The organism is Tatumella citrea (assembly GCF_002163585.1).
Classification (GTDB): domain Bacteria; phylum Pseudomonadota; class Gammaproteobacteria; order Enterobacterales; family Enterobacteriaceae; genus Tatumella; species Tatumella citrea.
Genome location: NZ_CP015579.1, coordinates 2,164,220 through 2,183,619 on the forward strand (window position 1 = coordinate 2,164,220; position 19,400 = coordinate 2,183,619).

The window sequence follows — 19,400 nt, forward strand, 5'->3', positions numbered from 1 at the left end:
TCACGCCACTAATCGCACCAATAATTTTGTTTCCGCGGTGACACTCTTTTACAATAACCACAAGGTTTGTAATGTCACTTATCACCCGGAGTTAAAAATGAACACAACCCCTGAAACACTCGATGCTACCGCCCTGATTACGCTGGCCAATCAGAAGTTGCAACAGCACAAAGATTACTTTCCTGCGATGAAAATCACCTCGGTCCGTCAGCAGGGACCATTATTGATTTTTAGTGGCCCGTGGTTTGCAGACACACAGGGAATGCCTACCCAACAGAGCACACTGGCCTTCAATATGTTCAAATTTCTGACCGTGGAACTGTCTCCGCATTATTACCTGAAAGAATAACCCCGGCGAAGGCCGGGGCAGATGTGTTTCAGAAAACGGCGGGGCATTATTACAACAGCGGTTTTTCGCCTTTCTGCCACCATTTCAGCAGCAGACGTTCAGCCACACTGGCACCACTTTGGGTAAACCGTTCAATAATGCTTTTCTTTTTACTGTAACTGACTGACAGCAGATTAAACTCATCCATTTTCTTAATGATGATGTCATCACTGGTAGCAATCTCGTCAATCAGCCCGTTTTCAAGAGCCTGTTGCCCGTACCAGTGTTCACCGGTTGCCACGGCATCAATATCCAGTGACGGTCGCATCTGATGAACAAATGATTTAAACAACTGATGGGTTTCGTTTAAATCTTCACGGAATTTTTCACGACCGGCATCGGTATTTTCACCAAGAAGTGTCAGTGTCCTTTTATACTGACCCGCCGTGTGAAGTTCGATATCAATATCGTTACGTTTCAGTAAACGGTTGAAGTTAGGTACCTGAGCAACAACGCCAATCGAACCAATAATGGCAAACGGTGCGGCAACAATATGCGAGGCAACACATGCCATCATGTAACCACCACTGGCTGCAACTTTATCAACTGCCGCGGTCAATGGAATGCCATGATCACGTAACCGTTGCAACTGGGACGCAGCCAGACCATATCCGTGCACCACTCCGCCAGGACTTTCCAGTTTCAGCAGCACCTCATCTCCGGGCACAGCAACGGATAACACCGCTGAAATCTCTTTACGCAATGAAGCGACTTCGCCGGCATCCATACTTCCTTTAAAATCAAGCAGAAAGAGAGTTTTAGCAGCAGCACTGATATTTCCCTGTTTCGCACGGGCTTTCTCAGCCTTAGCTTTGGCTTTTTGCTGCTTTTTCTGCTCTTTTAACCAGGGTTTCTGTGCATGTTCCGGGAGTTTTGCCACAGACAGCGTCTGTTTAAGCGTTTGATAGTCTTCCCCGGGGTGTCCCAGATTCAGTTGTCCCTGGGTGCCCTTTTTACGCGAAGATACTCCAACAACGACCAGTACCAGCGCAATAATTGCCACTACCACCGTGACAATTTTGGCTAAAAATAGCCCGTACTCTGCAATAAAACTCACTCAGCCCACCTTAGTCAAGATCCGTTGAAATGTCTGAATTCCCGGCCAGTAGTGTAAATCAATCTGGGTAACACCCTGGCAAATCAGGAAAGTAACAGCCTGTCATCAAAGTCTATCATATGATAATTTACGACATAACTGCATGAAATCTAATAAAACAAAGGACCGTCCGTGAACAGTATCCCTGACAGCAGCCTGCTGAAAAACCGCACTATTTTAGTCACCGGAGCCTCAGATGGTATTGGCCGTGAAGCCGCAATCACCTACGCCAGGCAGGGTGCCAGAGTAATACTCACCGGCCGCAATCCACAAAAACTGGAGCAGGTGCGCCAGACAATCAATGCCCTGCAGCAACAACCCGCCAGTGTACTGGTACTGGACCTGGCAACCGCCACAGCTGAAGACTGCCAGCAATTTGCCCGCGAGGTTGCAGCTATCACCCCGACGCTGGAAGGGTTACTGCATAATGCCGGTATACTTGGCACCCTCCAACCTATGTCGGAAATTAGCGCGGAAGAGTGGCAGCAGGTGATGAAAATAAACCTTGATGCCTGTTTCTTTCTGACCCGGGCTTTGCTGCCGCTCCTGCTTAACGCCACCTCAGCATCGCTGGTGTTTACCAGTTCCAGTGTCGGCCGCCAGGGCCGTGCTGGCTGGGGAACCTATTCAGTGTCTAAATTTGCCACTGAAGGGATGATGCAGGTGCTGGCCGCCGAATACAGAGACAGTGGCTTGCGGGTAAACTGTATCAACCCGGGCGGAACCCGGACTACCATGCGTGCCAGTGCATTCCCTGAAGAGAACGCCAGCCTGCTGAGAACACCCGCTGATATCATGCCGGTTTACCTGCATGTGATGAGTGATGCCAGCATCGGCGAGACAGGCATCAGTTTTGATGCTCAGCCCGGACGTAAAGCGGGCCCTGCCAGCTAATATGATAAAAAAACCCCGGAAATCCGGGGTTTCTGATAACACCTGAAACTATAACTCAGCCGTTACCATTATTACGTTTAGATGTCGGGCGTGCCACAGCACTGCGACCTGATGCAGGACGACGGTTAGCGGAAGTTTTGCTACCCAGCTGACTGTGTTTTTTCACCGCACGACGAATCTGATTAGCTTTGGTCCGACGACGATCTTTTTCTACTGCCAGTTTAGTTACCGTCTCTTCCGGCATTTCAACCAGCTGGCGCAGATAGTTGACTGATGTCAGGTCCATCTCCATATATCCGCCTCGTGGCAAGCCTTTTGGTAACACAATATCGCCGTAACGAACACGAATCAGTCTGCTGACCTGTACTCCGACAGCTTCCCACAAACGACGAACTTCACGGTTACGCCCTTCGGTCAGTGTGACGTTATACCACTGGTTAAGGCCTTCTCCGCCGCCAAACTTCAACGTTTTGAACGCCGCAGGACCATCTTCCAGCTGAACACCCAGGCTAAGCTGACGAATTTTGTCATCATCAATTTGCCCGAATACCCTTACCGCGTACTCACGTTCAACTTCACGGCTCGGGTGCATCAGACGGTTCGCCAGCTCACCATCAGTGGTAAACAGCATCAAACCGCAGGTGTTAACATCAAGACGCCCGACCGCAATCCAGCGGGCACCGTTCAGACGAGGTAAACGATCAAAAACTGTTGGCCGGCCTTCAGGATCATTACGGGTACATAACTCACCTTCAGGTTTATAGTAAGCCAGAACCCGACATACTTCACTGGAGGTCTCAGCGATACGAACCAGATGACCATCAATTCGGATTTTAAGAGAACTTCCGGTTTCTACACGGTCGCCCAGAGTGGCAATTTTTCCGTCCACACTGACCCGTCCGGCAGAGATAATTGCTTCAATTTCACGACGGGAACCATGTCCGGCACGCGCTAAAACTTTTTGTAACTTTTCGCTCATGGAGCAGCCTCACTGTCGCCTTCCCAGGCCTCAGGTTTAGGGTATATTTAATATAAAAATCAAATACTTACGTAAATACTGACTGCCATTATACAGGATCGCAGTCACAATGTAACGATTTTTTATTTTTCAGTGACTGCGGTTTATGGCTGTCACAGGGCGGTTTTAACGGAAAGGAGCCGGGTCGCCGGCACCTTCCCGCAGCACTTCCGGAGCATCACCGGTTAAGTCCACGACGGTCGTCGGTTGCTGACCGATGGTTCCGCCATTCAGAATAAGATCCACCTGCTTACCAATACTCATCTGAATTTCTTCAGGATCTGATTCAGCAAAATCATTACCCGGTAGCATCAGGGTGGTAGACATCATTGGCTCGTTGAGTGCCTCGAGCAGAGCCTGAGCCACCGGGTGAGAAGTTACACGTAAGCCGATAGTCTTACGTTTTTCGTTCATTAAACGCCGCGGAACCTCTTTAGTCGCTTTAAGCAAAAAGGTGTAGCTGCCGGGAGTATTATTTTTGATCAGCCGGAACGCACTGTTATCCACCTGTGCATAGGTCGACAGTTCTGATAAGTCACGGCACATTAAAGTAAAATTATGATGGTCATCCAGCTGACGCAGGCGACAAATTCTCTCCAGCGCAGATTTATCTTCCAGACGACAACCAAGCGCATATCCGGAATCCGTCGGGTAAACAATAACCCCGCCCTTGTTAAGATAATCGACTGCCTGACTTATCAGGCGCGGCTGTGGATTTTCCGGATGGATATAAAAAAACTGACTCATACTTCACTCCCTGCACCATTGAATACCGGTGCAACACTTTGAATTTCAGGAAAACGTAACCATACAGCTTCAGCATCTGCCGGTAACCAGAGTTTACGCCCCAGTTCTATCCAGGCGCAGGGTTGGTGAAAGTCCGACCCCTGTGAAGCCGCCAGCCCGTACTCCTGAGAATATTTTGCCAGTTGCTGTCGCTCATCAGGAGGTTGCTGACATTGCGCCACCTCCATTGCATCACCACCAGCTTCTGCAAAAAATTTAAGTAATCGTTTTAACCATTTGGCAGACAAATCATAGCGGCCAGGATGGGCAACCACCGCTCTGCCTCCCGACTGATGTATGGCATCAATCGCCTGTTCTATTGTACACCATTGTGCCGGGACATATCCGGTTTTGCCCCGCGCCAGATATTGTTTAAACACCTGAGCCATAGTTGTTGCTTTACCGCACTCCATAAGATAGCGCGCAAAATGGCCGCGGGTAATCTGCCCTTCCCCGGCCAGCACTGTAGCGCCTTCCAGTGCACCAGCAATACCTGCCTTTTCCAGCCGGCGGGCGATTTCTTCTGCACGAAATCGACGTTTCTGGTGCTGATTTTCCAGTAACTCACAGATAGCAGGATGGCCAATATCCATCCCCAAACCCACAATATGAATTTCATGGTTCTCCCATAACGTTGATATTTCTACGCCGGTTATCAATGTCAGGGGTAACTGGTGCTGAATAATCGCCTGTTGCGCGGGAAGAATCGCGGAAGTAGTGTCATGGTCTGTAATCGCCAGTACATTAACACCACGGTCATGTGCGCGAATTACCAGTTCTTCAGGACTTAAGACACCGTCAGATGCCCGGGTATGACTATGTAAATCGTATAGCTGAAATGCCGTTCGCTCGGTCAAATTAACTCCAATAGCTATTGTGCTCTGACGTATTGTGGCATTTTAGCAATAAGTGAAAAAGATGTATTGACAATCCGCTCATGAACCAGTTAACTAGTACACAAGTTCAGATAAGGATACTTCTCATGTTGGTTAATACTTTGCATTCTTTCCGTTGGTGGCGCATGACTCTCCCTTAAAGGGCGATGTTGTCGTGCACCGTAAGTATAACCACAGTGCAGATTTCAGGGCCCGCGAATCGCGGGCTTTTTTTTGAAAAAAATTCAGAGAAATAACCATGGCTACAGCAAAACCAGAATTAAAACTTATTACCGGTGATGCCCCTTATCGGCATGACCCGGCAGCGGTTTTCAACCAGCTTTGCGGTGCACGCCCGGCCACTTTGCTGCTGGAATCTGCCGATGTTGACAGTAAAAATAATCTACAAAGCCTGCTGATTACGGACAGCGCGCTGCGTATCAGCGCCATGGGCCGTCAGGTTTCGGTTCAGGCCCTGTCTGAAAACGGCGCCAGCCTGCTGCCATTACTGGATGCAGCATTACCGGACAGCGTAGAAATTCAGGTCAGACCGGACGGGCGTGAACTGTTTTTCCCTGTGATTGACCCACTCCAGGATGAAGATTCCCGACTGAAATCTGTTTCAGTGCTTGATGCCTTGCGGTTAATCCCTGCGCTGATTAATCACAGCGAAAATCACCGTGAAGCGGTTATGTTGGGCGGCTTATTTGCCTACGACCTGGTCGCCGGATTTGAAACGTTACCGGACCTGGATAATCATCAGCGTTGCCCAGATTACTGTTTCTATCTGGCTGAAACATTGTTGGTTATTGATCATCAGTCACAAACCGCACGTTTACAGGCCAGTGTATTTACCCCGTCAGCCAGCGAATTTCAGCGGTTGCAACAGCGCATTCATCAGCTGCATCAACAAATGCAGCAATCTGCACCGGCACTGGTGGCTCAGAAAGTTGAGCAAATGGAACTCAGCTGTAATCAAAGCGATGAAGTCTATTGTGAGGTTGTCAGCCGTTTACAACACGCTATTCGTATTGGTGAAATTTTTCAGGTTGTCCCGTCTCGTCGCTTCTCTTTACCCTGTCCGTCTCCTCTGGCAGCCTACGACACACTGAAAAACAGTAACCCGAGTCCCTACATGTTTTTTATGCAGGACAATGATTTTACTCTGTTTGGTGCATCACCGGAGAGCTCTCTGAAATACTCCGCCACCTCGCGTCAGATAGAGATTTACCCGATAGCAGGTACCCGTCCGCGTGGCCGTAATGCTGCCGGTGAGCTGGACCGCGATCTCGATAGCCGTATCGAACTGGAGATGCGTACCGATCATAAGGAACTCGCTGAGCACCTGATGCTGGTCGATTTGGCACGTAATGATCTGGCCAGAATTTGCGTGCCGGGCACTCGTCACGTTGCTGACCTGACCAAAGTTGACCGGTACACCTTTGTAATGCATCTGGTCTCCCGGGTCATTGGTACATTGCGCGAAGATCTTGATGTTCTGCACGCTTACCGCGCGGTAATGAATATGGGGACATTAAGTGGAGCACCGAAAGTCAGAGCAATGCAACTGATTGCCGAATCTGAAGGGACCCGTCGCGGATCTTATGGTGGAGCCGTCGGATATTTCACCGGTACCGGCGATTTTGATACCTGTATTGTTATTCGTTCGGCCTATGTTGAAGACGGAATTGCGACTGTGCAGGCCGGTGGTGGCGTGGTGCTGGACTCAGTACCACAAGCAGAAGCCGACGAAAGCCGCAATAAAGCACGTGCCGTATTACGCGCCATCGCAACAGCCCATCACTGCAAGGAGATTTTCTGATGGCCGATATTTTACTGCTGGATAACTTTGACTCCTTTACTTACAACCTGGTCGATCAGCTACGGACCTTTGGTCATCATGTCGTGGTTTATCGCAATAACCTGCCGGTTGAAACGTTGACTGAACGTCTGAGCAGCATGGAAAACCCGGTTCTGATGCTGTCTCCTGGCCCGGGAGCTCCTGCTGATGCAGGCTCAATGCCCGCTTTACTAAAAGCAATGCGCGGTAAAGTGCCTATTATCGGTATTTGTCTGGGCCACCAGGCCATCGTCGAAAGCTATGGCGGCGTTGTCGGTCAGGCCGGTGAAATTCTGCACGGTAAAGCATCTGCTATCAGCCATGATGGTCAGGCAATGTTTAGTGGTTTACCTAACCCGCTGCCGGTTGCCCGCTATCACTCTCTGGTAGGCAGCAATATTCCGGCGGATGTAACAGTAAACGCCACCTTCAACGGTATGGTGATGGCCATCCGTAATGATGAAGACAAAGTTTGTGGCTTCCAGTTTCACCCGGAGTCAATTCTGACAACCCAGGGGGCAAAATTACTTGAACAGACCCTCGCCTGGGCGCTTGGTAAATAAGGACGAAGAAATGCAGCAGATTCTGGAACAGTTATATCAGGGCAAAGTCATCAGCCAGACAGAAAGCGAACAACTTTTTTCGGCCATAGTTACCGGCGAAATGGATCCGGTGTCTCTGGGTGCTGCGCTGATTGCGATGAAAGTTCGCGGTGAAACCCCTGAAGAAATAGCCGGCGCTGCCACTGCGCTACTGGCCAATGCCCGTGAATTCCCTCGTCCTGATTATATGTTTGCGGACATTGTCGGAACCGGAGGTGACGGCAGTAACAGTATTAATATCTCAACCGCCAGTGCCTTTGTCGCTGCCGCCTGTGGACTTAAAGTTGCCAAACATGGCAACCGCAGCGTTTCCAGTAAGTCCGGTTCATCTGACCTGCTGGCTGCGTTTGGCATTAATCTGGATATGACACCAGAAAATGCCCGTCAGGCACTGGACGATCAGAACGTCTGTTTCCTGTTTGCCCCGCAATATCACAGTGGGTTTCGCTATGCGATGCCGGTGCGCAAACAGTTACAGACGAGGACATTATTTAACGTGCTTGGCCCGCTGATTAATCCGGCTCGCCCTCCGTTAGCGTTAATTGGCGTCTACAGTCCACAACTGATTCAGCCGGTTGCTGAAACTCTTAAAGTATTGGGCTACCGTCGCGCAGCAGTCGTTCATGGCGGAGGAATGGATGAAATCGCGATTCATGCACCGACAATGGTGGCTGAATTGCGTGACGGTGAAATTACCCGTTATGAAATCAGTCCTCCGGATTTCGGGCTTGATTTTCATGATAAAGAGTCACTGGCGGGCGGTACGCCTGAGGAAAATCGTGATATTTTACGTCAGTTACTTCAGGGTCATGGCCAGCCAGCCCATGAACAGGCGATTGCAGCCAATGTTGCTATGCTGATGAAATTATTCGGCAATGAAGATTTGCGCGAAAACGCAGAACAGGCAATCGCTGTCATCCGTAGTGGCCGGGCTTACGAATTAGTGACTGCACTGGCAGCAAGAGGATAATCATGAAGGGTACTGTTTTAGAGAAGATTGTTGCAGACAAAGCCATCTGGATCGAAGCTCGTAAAGCACAACAGCCGTTGGCAGATTTCCAGTCTCAGCTTGTGCCATCAACACGTGACTTTTATAAGGCGTTACAACGTAACAAAAGCGCATTTATCCTGGAATGCAAAAAAGCGTCACCTTCTAAAGGATTAATCCGCGAAGACTTTGACCCGGTAGCCATCGCTACGGTGTACCGTGACTACGCATCCGCCGTTTCCGTGCTGACGGATGAAAAATACTTTCAGGGCAATTTTGAATTTCTGCCACTGGTCAGTGCCGCTATCACCCAGCCTGTGCTGTGCAAAGATTTTGTTATTGACCCGTATCAGATCTATCTGGCCCGTTACTATCAGGCGGATGCTATTTTACTGATGCTGTCGGTACTGGATGATCAGCAGTATCTGGCACTGGCCGAAGTTGCTCATTCACTTAATATGGGCATACTGACCGAAATCAGTAATCAGGAAGAGCTGGAACGAGCACTGGTACTGAAACCTCGCGTTGCAGGGATTAACAACCGCGATCTGCGTGATCTTTCGGTTCATCTTGATAAGACACGCCAGTTAGCACCGCAGCTCCCGAAAGATACCACTATTATCAGTGAATCGGGCATCTACGATTACAGTCAGATCTGTGAGTTAAGGGATTATGCCAATGGTTTCCTGATTGGTTCTTCTCTGATGTCAGAGGATAATCTTGCCGCAGCCGTTCGCCGTGTACTGATTGGCGATAATAAAGTATGCGGCCTGACCCGCAGCGAAGATGTGAGTGCCGCCTGGCAGGCTGGTGCAGTCTATGGCGGGCTAATTTTTGCCGAAGGATCGCCAAGACAAATCAGCATTGAGCAGGCAGAAACATTGATCACTGCTGCACCGCTTAAATTCGTTGGTGTATTCCGTAATGCTTCACAGGACGAAGTTGTCAGCACTGCCACCCGGTTGTCACTGAATACAGTTCAGTTGCATGGTGATGAATCTGCAGAGTGGATTGCTACTCTGCGCAAGCAACTGCCAGACAACATTGCTATCTGGAAAGCCTTCAGTATTCGTGACCATCTGCCAGCCCGTGATATCCCTCATGTTGACCGGTATCTGTTCGACAATGGTCAGGGGGGCAGCGGACAGCGTTTCGACTGGTCATTATTGAAAGGTGAGGATCTGCATAATGTCATGCTGGCCGGCGGTCTCTCTCCCGATAATTGTGCCGAGGCAGCTCTGACCGGTTGCATTGGGCTGGATTTTAATTCTGGCGTAGAAAGTGCTCCCGGAATTAAAAATCCGCAAAAACTGGCAGATGTATTCCAACAATTACGCGCTTATTAATCAGGACGCGTCGATCTGACGATACAGGAAACTGAGTTATGACTTTACTGAACCCCTATTTTGGTGAATTTGGCGGTATGTATGTGCCGCAAATTCTGATGCCTGCCCTGACTCAACTGGAAGAAGCTTTTGTCAGTGCCCAGCGAGACCCGGAATTTCAGGAGGAATTTACCCAACTGTTGAAAGATTATGCAGGTCGCCCGACAGCACTGACTTTGTGCCGCAATCTGACTGCCGGAACCCGCACCCGTCTGTACCTGAAACGTGAAGATTTGCTGCACGGTGGTGCCCATAAAACTAACCAGGTTCTGGGTCAGGCGCTATTAGCAAAGCGGATGGGGAAAAATGAAATTATCGCTGAAACCGGTGCCGGACAACACGGTGTCGCCTCAGCAATTGCCTGTGCCCTGCTGGGCATGAAGTGCCGGATTTATATGGGTGCTAAAGATGTCGAACGCCAGTCGCCAAACGTCTTCCGTATGCGCCTGATGGGAGCTGAAGTTATTCCTGTGCACAGCGGCTCAGCAACTCTGAAAGATGCCTGTAATGAAGCCCTGCGTGACTGGTCTGGCAGCTATGAGAAAGCTCACTATATGCTGGGCACCGCTGCCGGCCCGCATCCCTTCCCAACCATCGTGCGTGAATTCCAGCGGATGATTGGCGAAGAGACCCGTGCCCAGATCCTTGAACATGAAGGTCGTCTGCCGGATGCCGTAATTGCCTGTGTCGGTGGTGGTTCGAATGCTATCGGAATGTTTGCTGATTTTATTGATGAGACATCCGTCGGGTTAATCGGTGTCGAACCGGCAGGTCTGGGTATTGAAACCGGACAACACGGCGCACCACTCAAACACGGCAAAGTAGGCATTTATTTTGGTATGAAATCGCCAATGATGCAGACAGAAGATGGGCAGATTGAAGAGTCTTACTCCATCTCTGCCGGTCTGGATTTCCCGTCAGTTGGGCCACAACATGCCTACCTTAACAGCACAGGACGCGCAGAATATGTGTCAGTGACTGACGATGAGGCTCTGGAAGCATTTAAAGAACTGTCACGTCATGAAGGGATTATTCCGGCACTGGAATCCTCACATGCACTGGCCCATGCTCTGAAAATGGCTCGTGAAAATCCTGAAAAAGAGCAGCTGTTAGTTGTCAGCCTGTCAGGGCGTGGCGATAAAGATATTTTTACTGTGCACGATATTTTGAAGCAGCGTGGAGAAATCTGATGGAACGTTACTCTTTATTATTTAACCGCCTCGCAGAGCGTAAAGAAGGCGCGTTTGTCCCGTTTGTCACGCTGGGCGATCCTTCGTTCGAATTATCCCTGCAGATTATCGATGCTCTGGTCGAAGGTGGCGCAGACGCGCTTGAACTGGGTTTTCCATTCTCCGATCCGCTGGCAGACGGTCCGACCATTCAGGCGGCTAATCTGCGGGCGTTCAGTGCCGGAATGAATACCGAAAAGAGCTTTGAAATTATTGCTCAGGTCCGTAGCAAATACCCTGAACTCCCGATTGGTCTGCTGATTTATGCCAACCTGGTTTTCAGCCCGGGAATTGACAACTTTTATGCCCGTTGTCAGAAAGCTGGCGTAGATTCCGTGCTGGTCGCGGATGTTCCGATGGAAGAGTCTCAACCCTTCCGCCAGGCAGCAACCCGACATAATATTGCGCCTATTTTTGTCTGCCCGCCAAATGCCAGTGATGATTTGCTGCGTGAAATCGCTTCTCATGGACGCGGATACACCTATCTGCTGTCACGTGCCGGGGTTACCGGAACGGAAAATAAAGCCGCGCGGCCACTGCATCATATCATCAGCAAACTGCATGAATACCATGCAGCGCCTCCGGTCCAGGGATTTGGAATTTCTGAGCCTTCACAGGTCAAAGATTCTATCGGGGCCGGTGCAGCAGGTGCAATTTCTGGCTCTGCCGTGGTCAAAATTATCGAACAGAATTTGCAGCAACCCGCAGTGATGCTGCAGAAACTGACTGATTTTGCTGCCTCACTCAAAGCGGCTACCCGCTGATTAATCAGGCCTTCACTTTTCAGGTGAAGGCCTTTTTAACGTAAAACTGGTAGATTCCTGAATTACAGTTAAACTACAAATGTACCGGAACTCACCGGGGTATGATGTTTAAAATACAGGGAGACATTAAATGAAGTTTATTAAAGGTTTAGCCAGTGCTGTGCTGGCATCTGTGGTAGCACTGTCATTAGCAGGTTGTGCTCCGGGCCCTAAAAAAGAAGGCACCGGCGGTTACATCGATGACACCGTAATTACCACAAAAGTAAAAGCACAATTGTTGGGTACTAAAGAACTAAAATCTACCGAAATTAATGTTGAGACATTTAAAGGACGCGTACAGCTGAGCGGTTTCGTAGCAACCCCATCGGCAGCCAGTCGCGCAGTAGAAGTTACCCGTGAAGTACCGGGCGTAACTTCTGTTGTTAATAACATTCAGATCAAGTAGTTATTCTGTTTCGCAAAAAAGGCCGGGAAATCCGGCCTTTTTTATAGCAGTTAAGCATGCTTTATCAGAAGTTGTAACCGACACCGAAGAAGAATACCCACGGGTTGATATTGGTTTTAATACTTTCCTGATCATCACCCGCTTTGAATTTAACTTTGGTATTAATATCCATGTACCAGACTGAAGCATTCAGCATCCAGTGCTGGTTAATCTGATAATCCATACCCAGTTGTCCTGCAACACCTACCGAATCTTTCACATGCAAATCACTCAGCCCTGCTGCGCGACCAGTATCATTGAATTTATTATTAAAGAAGGTGGTGTAATTTAATCCAATACCGGCATAAGGCTGGAATTTTGAGGTATTGTCCAGAAAGTAATATTGCGCCATTAATGTAGGAGGCAGTTGGTGTACGGTTGCCAGGGTTCCTGTCGGTCCAAGCCCTACTTTATGACGGAAAGGTGTAGCTGCCAGTAATTCCACACCAATATGGTCAGTTGCCATATAAGTAAAAGTTAATCCCAGCTGGGTATTATTGCTGACATTAAACTCACCAAGGCCAAGTACATTATCGGACCCACCGGTCGGACGTACTGTTGCACTCCCTGCCCTGATAAAGAAATCACCAGCCTGATGCGCTGAAGCTACCGCTGGTAGCAGGGCCGCAATTAGTAACCCAATTTTTCCGATTTTCATAGCCACTCCTCTCCTGAAACGCCATCGCTTTATAGTTTTCAATGTGAACAATCGTTAAATTGTCATTGGTTGTTGCTATGTTTAACGCGAATCACACAGAAAATCATGTCTTTCCGGGGATAAAAAATAGTTAAAAAACAAAGCCTTGATTTAGATCAATTTTCACCACTACGCAATCGCGCTTTTTGGATAAAAAAATTGTCTTAGCGCGTCTCCGTAGCTCAGTGAACCTCCAGCCGGATTTTGCTAATGGAATTGCTCAGAGTGGTTAAGGAAACAGCGACCAGCGATAAAAACGGAAAGTTATGTAAGTCAGGGTGCCCGTCAGCAGGGTTAACATGTACAATCTTCCGGTTAATTCATTTGTTTCCCAAAGGAGTGTACATGTCTCTCACGGCCAGCTCGTTATACCGTGATACTGCAAATTTTTTGCGCCACCAGCTGCCAGCGATCACCCTTATTGCACTTGCCAGCGCTCTGGTCACAGTAATACTGGGGACTGTTTTCTCTCCGGGGGCTGATCAGGTTGCGGCTCTGATGCAAGGGGATGACAATACCGGATCGCTGATTTCCGTTCTGCAGAATATGACACCGGATCAACAGAAGATTTTATTGCACACTTCTGCTGTAGGTACGCTGTCGGCATTGATTGGCAATACCTTATTACTCGGTGGAATGCTGGTGTTAATTCCGTCGGTATCTGCGGGTAAAAAAATCAGTGCCCTGGGAGCTATCGGAGCATCAGTAGGATTTCTGCCAGCATTACTGATTCAGACATTTCTGGTGACGTTAATTGTTCAGATTGGTTTTATGGCCCTTATGGTGCCGGGTATTTTCCTGACCATTCTGTTTGCTCTGGCACCAGTGTTACTTAGCCAGAAACGCGGCGGTATTATCGGAGCCATGAAACTTAGTGTTCCGCTGGCCTGGAAAAACCTTAAATCACTGGCCCCTGCAGTGGTTTGCTGGCTGGCTGGTAAGGTACTGCTGATGTTTATTTTTGCGTCACAGACACTGTTGCCTGCCACCACAGCAGCAGTCATTGCCACTACTCTGGGTAATTTGCTGTCAGCGGTACTGGTCATTTACCTGTTCCGCCTGTATATGCTGATTCGTTAATCATCTGTATTATTTTTCGGCTTACTCGCAGGTAAGCCGTATTATTCGGACTTGTTATGAAACAATTACTGGACTTTCTGCCACTTGTCGTCTTTTTTGTGTTTTACAAGTTATATGACATCTTCGTCGCTTCAGGGGCACTGATTGCAGCTACGGCGATCGCACTGGTTGTCAGTTGGGTGCTGTATCGCAAGCTGGAAAAAATGACAATTATCACTTTCCTGCTGGTGACTGTATTTGGCTCACTGACGCTCATTTTCCATAATGACGAATTTATTAAATGGAAAGTGACCGTTATCTATACTCTGTTTGCTGCAGCGTTGCTTTTCAGTCAGTGTTGGATGGAAAAACCATTGATTCAGTCAATGCTTGGGAAAGAACTCGAATTACCTGCTCCCGTCTGGCGCAAGCTCAATGCTGCATGGGCAGTTTTCTTCTTTGTTTGCGGATTAGTAAATATTTATGTCGCTTTTTGGTTGCCTGAATCATTATGGGTTAACTTTAAAGTGTTCGGTCTGACAGCATTAACACTGCTGTTTACCGCGGCCAGTGGTTTATATATCTGGCGTCATCTGCCACGTGAAGAAAAATAATCCCGCCGTGGTCTGCCTGCAGGCCACAGGGAATAATACAGAGAATAAAAATGACTGAAAGTCTGAGGCAACCGCAAGGTGAGATGGTGTTGCGTACGCTGGCCATGCCGGCGGATACCAACGCAAATGGCGATATTTTTGGTGGCTGGTTGATGTCCCAGATGGACATGGGTGGAGCAATTCTGGCTAAAGAAATCGCAAATGGTCGTGTCGTCACTGTTCGTGTCGATGGTATGACATTTCTGAAACCGGTTGCGATAGGCGATGTGGTGAGCTGCCATGCCCGCTGTATTCGTACCGGCACCAGTTCAATTACCATCAATGTAGAAGTCTGGATTAAAAAAGTGTCTTCTGAGCCTATCGGCCAGACTTACTGTACTACTGAGGCAGTATTTATCTACGTTGCGGTAGATGACCACGGTAAATCAAGGGCGTTGAGTGAGCCAGTAGCTAACAAGACTTACCCCTGAGAAAAATATCTATCGCACAAAAAAAGCGCATCTCTGCGCTTTTTTTTCGAATCATCCTGCTATTCAACAGATGAGCTGCCATCAATTTTAAACAAAATGTTCATTGTCAGACCTTTACCTGGCTTACCGCTTTGATAACGCCAGTGCCTCATGGCCTGTTTGACTTCACGATCGAACATATTTTGTGGCTGGGCTTCAATAATCCGTGCATTTACCACATTACCAGCATCATCCACATCGAACTGAACTTTAACCCGCCCTTCCAGATGGAAAGCCAGTGCACGTGCCGGATAGGTCGGACTGGTAATACTGACAGATTGTGGTTTGCCCTGGGAAATACTCTGTTGATCAGTTTTAGACTTTTGCGGTGCTGTCTGGGCTTTGGTCTGATCTGCCGGATTAGTTTTTTGCTGAGCCGTCAGATCTTCTTTTTTCTCCGTCGGCTTCTCTTCATGTTTCACCACAGGTTTAGGTTTAACTGCTTTTTTCTTCACCTCATGATGCTTCTTGACCTCAGGCTTAGGCTTCGGCTTAGGTTCAGGCTTTTCAATAGGTACCGGTTTATCCAGCTGAGGTGTCGGTGTAGGTTCTGGCTCCGGCTCAGGTGCCGGCTGAGGCTGAACCTCCTGTGGTGGAGGAGTTACAGGCTGCGGAACCGGCAGAGGCTGACTAATCGCGGCCTGGGTCTGAACTTCCGGCGCTACCATAGAGACATCGATAGCAGCCTGAGGCGTAGGCACATTCAGAACCTGATTGAATGATGCATACAACAGTCCGGCAACTACCACGCCATGTAAAGCGACTGATACCAGCATGGATAATGATAAACGTTTAGGAAATTCTTCTGTCAAAGTGCTCATAGCGATCTGGTCAGTTCAGTGATGATTCATTTTAAATGCAAATAGCAATCAGTTTCAATACGTATTCCTGACTCAGTTGTGCCATTTTATTTGCACTGATGTCACGCTTAGCATAACTTTGAGTTTTCAACTTATTGCTGCAAGAGATAATCGCCGTGTTATACGTCATTTACGCTGAAGATTTTCCAGAATCACTTGAAAAACGTTTGTCCGTTCGCCCAGCTCATCTGGCACGTCTGCAACTGTTACAGGATGAAGGCAGGCTGATTGTTGCCGGCCCTCTGCCAGCAGTTGACAGTAATGAGCCGGGAGTAGCCGGCTTCACTGGTTCAACGGTGATTGCAGAGTTTCCGTCACTGGAATCCGCTCAGTCATGGGCCAATGATGATCCTTATGTTGCAGCGGGTGTCTATCAGAATGTCACTGTAAAACCCTTTAAGCGGGTGTTCTGATACAATAGTAAACGCCATTAAAACAATTCGTTAAATAAAAAGCATCGGACATTAAATTAAAAAAGGTACTCAATTAGGTACACAAAATATTTTTTGTCCGGGCTTTCAAATTCGAGTTGCGCACCCTGCTCATCAAAAACTCTTCACCATAAACGTCCCCCCCTCTTCAGCGCTTTAGACGTGGTACCAGGTGCGATTACCATATCAGCCTTATTATGGTAGTGATGATTAACGAGCCATTGCCACCCATGACGGGTCACGCCAGGGGGCATCATAGTCATCGTTTGTCTTAGTGATGCTCGTCCGCCAGTTTGCCCAGACGAATAATGTGGCTTTAGAGTCACTATATCCTGGCTTATTGATTTCATTAAACAACAGCCGATAGGATACTCTGTGATAGCTGGCTACACTTATAAATATCTGAGGAGGGTGAGTTGACTAAATTAATTTATTTGTCATTTGCAATATTTTCGCTCACTGCATGTGCTCATCAGAAGCATCATGCAGAAACAACACCAGAATGCATGACTTACAGGAAGATGATGACGGCTCCCATGCCACCGGATGCTGTCAGAAGGCTTCAGGATAAGTGTTTCGAATCTCAGAAACACCTGTAATGGCACCAGTCCGAAGGTTGCCGTAAACCCGCACGGTCTCCCTGACGGGTTTTCCCTTGTTCTAACCATAGTGATTAGAGTTATTTAGCTTCCCTGGCAGGAGTTCCCCCCGGACAGCGTCGAATTAACAACCATCAATACAGTGGAATTACAGCAACGGACTATTATTCAAAGCCCGGCACATAGACAGTCAATCAATTTAGGGGCTCAGTTAACTGCGATTGATCCACATCAATATCACTGCCTCCGGGATTTTTATACTGAATCCCGTAACCTGTTTAACATCAAACAAGGCCTTCCGGAGACTACTATTATGAACACAAAATTCTTTCTGGGTGCTGGTGTCATTATCTGGCTGGCATATATTGTATGGATAGCCGGTTTTTACGGCCATGTGCTGAGTAGTTTTTAAGAAACGTTGAGGTTTCCGCTACTGAAGAACCAGCAGCGGAGATCTGATATCAGAAATAATGTTTTGACGAGGGACTACTTTCAGACAGTTTAAACAGTAAAGACCTGCGTTGTAGCTTTGCCAACTGGTGTCTTATCAGACGGATATGGGTATAACGCCTGGATTGTGCTTCAAGCCAGCGTACTTTACGCCGGTTGGTCTGGCGTGCCATTCTCCAGCGTCCGACTTCATTTCTGCTTCTTTTCATCACTCTCTCCCCTGAGTATTACAGCAACAGTATACGCGCTTAATGCCGGGATCCAACGCTGGTTTCAGAAAAGGTTTTACAATAACGCAACTCAACGTACACTCAGATGACGAAAGCGTGAACCGGACTTCCACTTAATGACGATATTTTATTCACTGGTTAACGGGTTGATATTGTTTGGCTACTGGCTGTTAATTGCCAGCGTCACCCTCAGAATCCTGATGAAACGACGGACAGTTTCCTCTTCAATGGTCTGGTTGCTCATCATCTACATTCTGCCATTGGTGGGAATTATTGCTTATCTTAGCTTTGGTGAACTATATCTGGGTAAGCGCCGGGCAGAGCGTGCCAGAACTATGTGGCCGGCTACTGCCCGCTGGATGACAGAATTAAAGAACTCTTCACATATTTTCGCGACCAGCACCAGTAGTGTTGCCAGCGCAATATTTCGGTTATGCGAACATCGACACGGCATCCCCGGTGTAAAAGGTAATCATCTGGAATTACTGACCAGTTCCGATGATGTTATGCACGCTCTGATTCGTGATATTGGTAAAGCGCAGCATAATATTGAGATGGTTTTTTATATCTGGCAGCCTGGCGGATTGGCAGATGAGGTAGCTGAAGCCTTCATTGAGGCCGCCGGACGCGGAGTTTTCTGCCGGCTAATGCTCGACTCTGCCGGCAGCCGGACATTTTTTCGCAGCGGTTGGCCAAAAAAATTCCGTGACGCCGGAATAGAAGTGGTTGAATCACTTCAGGTCAATCTGTTCAGGATGTTTCTGCGACGCATGGATCTGCGTCAGCACCGTAAAATTGTTCTGATAGATAATTCGATTGCCTATACCGGCAGTATGAATCTGGTTGACCCTCGTTTCTTCAAACAGGATGCAGGTGTGGGACAATGGGTAGACCTGATGGCCCGGATGGAAGGTCCTGTTGCTATCACTCTGGGAATCGTCTTCTCCTGCGACTGGGAGATTGAAACCGGTAAGCGTATTTTGCCCCCTCAGCCTGACCAGGTAGTGATGCCTTTTGAAGAGGCCAGCGGGCATATTATTCAGGTGATTGCTTCCGGCCCTGGCTTTCCTGAAGATATGATCCATCAGGCCCTGCTGACTGCTATATACTCAGCGCGCGAAGAGTTGGTGATGACAACACCTTACTTTGTACCCAGTGATGACCTGTTACATGCAATCTGCACTGCGGCGCTGCGTGGCGTAGATGTCAGCCTGATCGTTCCAAAGAAAAATGATTCACTGCTGGTCGGCTGGGCAAGTCGGGCTTTTTTTACCGAGCTGCTGGAAGCCGGAGTTAAAATCTATCAGTTCTCAGACGGTTTACTGCATACCAAAAGTGTCCTGGCAGACGGGGAACTCTGCCTGGTAGGAACCGTAAATCTGGATATGCGCAGTCTGTGGTTAAATTTTGAAGTCACACTGGTCATTGATGATATCGATTTTGGGAATGATGTCTCACTTGTTCAACAGGACTATATTCAGCGCTCAGAACTGCTGGATGCTAAAGAATGGGCAAAACGTCCATATTGGCGCCGCATAGTAGAACGACTGTTTTACTTCTTCAGTCCTTTGCTGTAAAAAAGGCCGCATACACACTATTAAA

Annotated in this window: 19 protein-coding genes, 1 pseudogene and 1 other annotated feature; of the genes and pseudogenes, 13 read left to right on the forward strand and 7 right to left on the reverse strand. The window is 48.3% G+C overall.

Translation table 11 applies throughout. From position 1 onward, the window contains the following. Positions 1-97: 97 nt before the first annotated feature. Entirely contained in the window at positions 98-349 is a 252-nt protein-coding gene (locus A7K98_RS10305; RefSeq protein WP_087488480.1) for a DUF2498 family protein, read from the forward strand. A 49-nt stretch (positions 350-398) separates the two neighbouring features. Here the strand turns inward: A7K98_RS10305 and sohB are convergent, their stop codons facing one another. Continuing rightward, complete coding sequence (gene sohB / locus A7K98_RS10310) at positions 399-1,445, reverse strand: protease SohB (RefSeq protein WP_087488481.1); 1,047 nt, start codon at positions 1,443-1,445, stop codon at positions 399-401. Positions 1,446-1,616: 171 nt separating this feature from the next. Between sohB and A7K98_RS10315 the strand changes: the two genes are divergently transcribed. After that, entirely contained in the window at positions 1,617-2,378 is a 762-nt protein-coding gene (locus tag A7K98_RS10315; protein ID WP_087488482.1) for a YciK family oxidoreductase, read from the forward strand. Between the two features lie 55 nt (positions 2,379-2,433). On the opposite strand, the gene rluB is transcribed toward A7K98_RS10315, so the two are convergent. From rluB to rnm, 3 genes are all read right to left on the reverse strand, one after another. Beyond that, positions 2,434-3,357, reverse strand: a complete 924-nt coding sequence (rluB, locus tag A7K98_RS10320) for a 23S rRNA pseudouridine(2605) synthase RluB (RefSeq protein WP_087488483.1) — start codon at positions 3,355-3,357, stop codon at positions 2,434-2,436. 165 nt (positions 3,358-3,522) lie between these two features. Continuing rightward, positions 3,523-4,143: an L-threonylcarbamoyladenylate synthase gene (locus A7K98_RS10325; protein WP_087488484.1), complete on the reverse strand. Its 621-nt coding sequence runs from the start codon at positions 4,141-4,143 to the stop codon at positions 3,523-3,525. Then, positions 4,140-5,039: an RNase RNM gene (gene rnm, locus A7K98_RS10330; RefSeq protein ID WP_249776134.1), complete on the reverse strand. Its 900-nt coding sequence runs from the start codon at positions 5,037-5,039 to the stop codon at positions 4,140-4,142. The genes A7K98_RS10325 and rnm overlap by 4 nt, the downstream gene beginning before the upstream one ends. A 149-nt stretch (positions 5,040-5,188) precedes the next feature. Next, positions 5,189-5,293, forward strand: a sequence feature (Trp leader region). Positions 5,294-5,316: 23 nt separating this feature from the next. Here rnm and A7K98_RS10335 point away from each other — a divergent pair. The 6 genes and pseudogenes from A7K98_RS10335 to A7K98_RS10365 all read left to right on the forward strand — a co-directional run bounded on the left by A7K98_RS10335 (position 5,317) and on the right by A7K98_RS10365 (position 12,310). After that, positions 5,317-6,879 (forward strand): anthranilate synthase component 1, encoded by a 1,563-nt coding sequence (locus A7K98_RS10335; protein ID WP_087488486.1) that lies wholly within the window; start codon positions 5,317-5,319, stop codon positions 6,877-6,879. Then, positions 6,879-8,469: pseudogene (gene trpD / locus A7K98_RS21565) on the forward strand (bifunctional anthranilate synthase glutamate amidotransferase component TrpG/anthranilate phosphoribosyltransferase TrpD). The gene A7K98_RS10335 and the pseudogene trpD overlap by 1 nt, the downstream one beginning before the upstream one ends. A gap of 2 nt (positions 8,470-8,471) precedes the next feature. After that, positions 8,472-9,833, forward strand: a complete 1,362-nt coding sequence (gene trpCF, locus A7K98_RS10350; RefSeq protein WP_087488489.1) for a bifunctional indole-3-glycerol-phosphate synthase TrpC/phosphoribosylanthranilate isomerase TrpF — start codon at positions 8,472-8,474, stop codon at positions 9,831-9,833. 38 nt (positions 9,834-9,871) lie between these two features. Further along, positions 9,872-11,062 (forward strand): tryptophan synthase subunit beta, encoded by a 1,191-nt coding sequence (gene trpB / locus A7K98_RS10355; protein WP_087488490.1) that lies wholly within the window; start codon positions 9,872-9,874, stop codon positions 11,060-11,062. Next, positions 11,062-11,865 (forward strand): tryptophan synthase subunit alpha, encoded by an 804-nt coding sequence (gene trpA, locus A7K98_RS10360; protein ID WP_087488491.1) that lies wholly within the window; start codon positions 11,062-11,064, stop codon positions 11,863-11,865. Before trpB ends, trpA begins: the two co-directional genes overlap by 1 nt. A gap of 130 nt (positions 11,866-11,995) precedes the next feature. Further along, positions 11,996-12,310: a BON domain-containing protein gene (locus A7K98_RS10365; RefSeq protein ID WP_087488492.1), complete on the forward strand. Its 315-nt coding sequence runs from the start codon at positions 11,996-11,998 to the stop codon at positions 12,308-12,310. 64 nt (positions 12,311-12,374) lie between these two features. Here the strand turns inward: A7K98_RS10365 and ompW are convergent, their stop codons facing one another. Next, entirely contained in the window at positions 12,375-13,007 is a 633-nt protein-coding gene (ompW, locus tag A7K98_RS10370; RefSeq protein WP_087488493.1) for an outer membrane protein OmpW, read from the reverse strand. 384 nt (positions 13,008-13,391) lie between these two features. Here ompW and A7K98_RS10375 point away from each other — a divergent pair, with 384 nt between their 5' ends. From A7K98_RS10375 to yciA, 3 genes are read left to right on the forward strand one after another with little or no spacing between them, the layout of a single operon-like run. Beyond that, positions 13,392-14,126 (forward strand): YciC family protein, encoded by a 735-nt coding sequence (locus tag A7K98_RS10375; protein WP_087488494.1) that lies wholly within the window; start codon positions 13,392-13,394, stop codon positions 14,124-14,126. A 56-nt stretch (positions 14,127-14,182) separates the two neighbouring features. Next, positions 14,183-14,719: a septation protein A gene (locus tag A7K98_RS10380; protein ID WP_087488495.1), complete on the forward strand. Its 537-nt coding sequence runs from the start codon at positions 14,183-14,185 to the stop codon at positions 14,717-14,719. A 50-nt stretch (positions 14,720-14,769) separates the two neighbouring features. After that, positions 14,770-15,189, forward strand: coding sequence for an acyl-CoA thioester hydrolase YciA (gene yciA / locus A7K98_RS10385; protein WP_087488496.1), 420 nt, complete (start codon positions 14,770-14,772; stop codon positions 15,187-15,189). A 59-nt stretch (positions 15,190-15,248) separates the two neighbouring features. On the opposite strand, the gene A7K98_RS10390 is transcribed toward yciA, so the two are convergent. Further along, positions 15,249-16,049 (reverse strand): energy transducer TonB, encoded by an 801-nt coding sequence (locus A7K98_RS10390; RefSeq protein ID WP_087488497.1) that lies wholly within the window; start codon positions 16,047-16,049, stop codon positions 15,249-15,251. Positions 16,050-16,204: 155 nt separating this feature from the next. On the opposite strand from A7K98_RS10390, the gene A7K98_RS10395 reads away from it, so the two are divergent. Then, positions 16,205-16,501 carry a YciI family protein gene (locus A7K98_RS10395; RefSeq protein WP_087488498.1) on the forward strand — a complete coding sequence of 99 codons (297 nt, stop codon included), beginning with the start codon at positions 16,205-16,207 and terminating at the stop codon, positions 16,499-16,501. 1,078 nt (positions 16,502-17,579) lie between these two features. Here the strand turns inward: A7K98_RS10395 and A7K98_RS10410 are convergent. After that, complete coding sequence (locus A7K98_RS10410) at positions 17,580-17,777, reverse strand: YciY family protein (RefSeq protein WP_087488501.1); 198 nt, start codon at positions 17,775-17,777, stop codon at positions 17,580-17,582. 137 nt (positions 17,778-17,914) lie between these two features. Between A7K98_RS10410 and cls the strand changes: the two genes are divergently transcribed. Further along, the gene (gene cls / locus A7K98_RS10415; RefSeq protein ID WP_087488502.1) at positions 17,915-19,375 is read left to right on the forward strand and encodes a cardiolipin synthase; all 1,461 of its coding nucleotides are present in this window, start codon (positions 17,915-17,917) and stop codon (positions 19,373-19,375) included. Positions 19,376-19,400 lie beyond the last annotated feature (25 nt).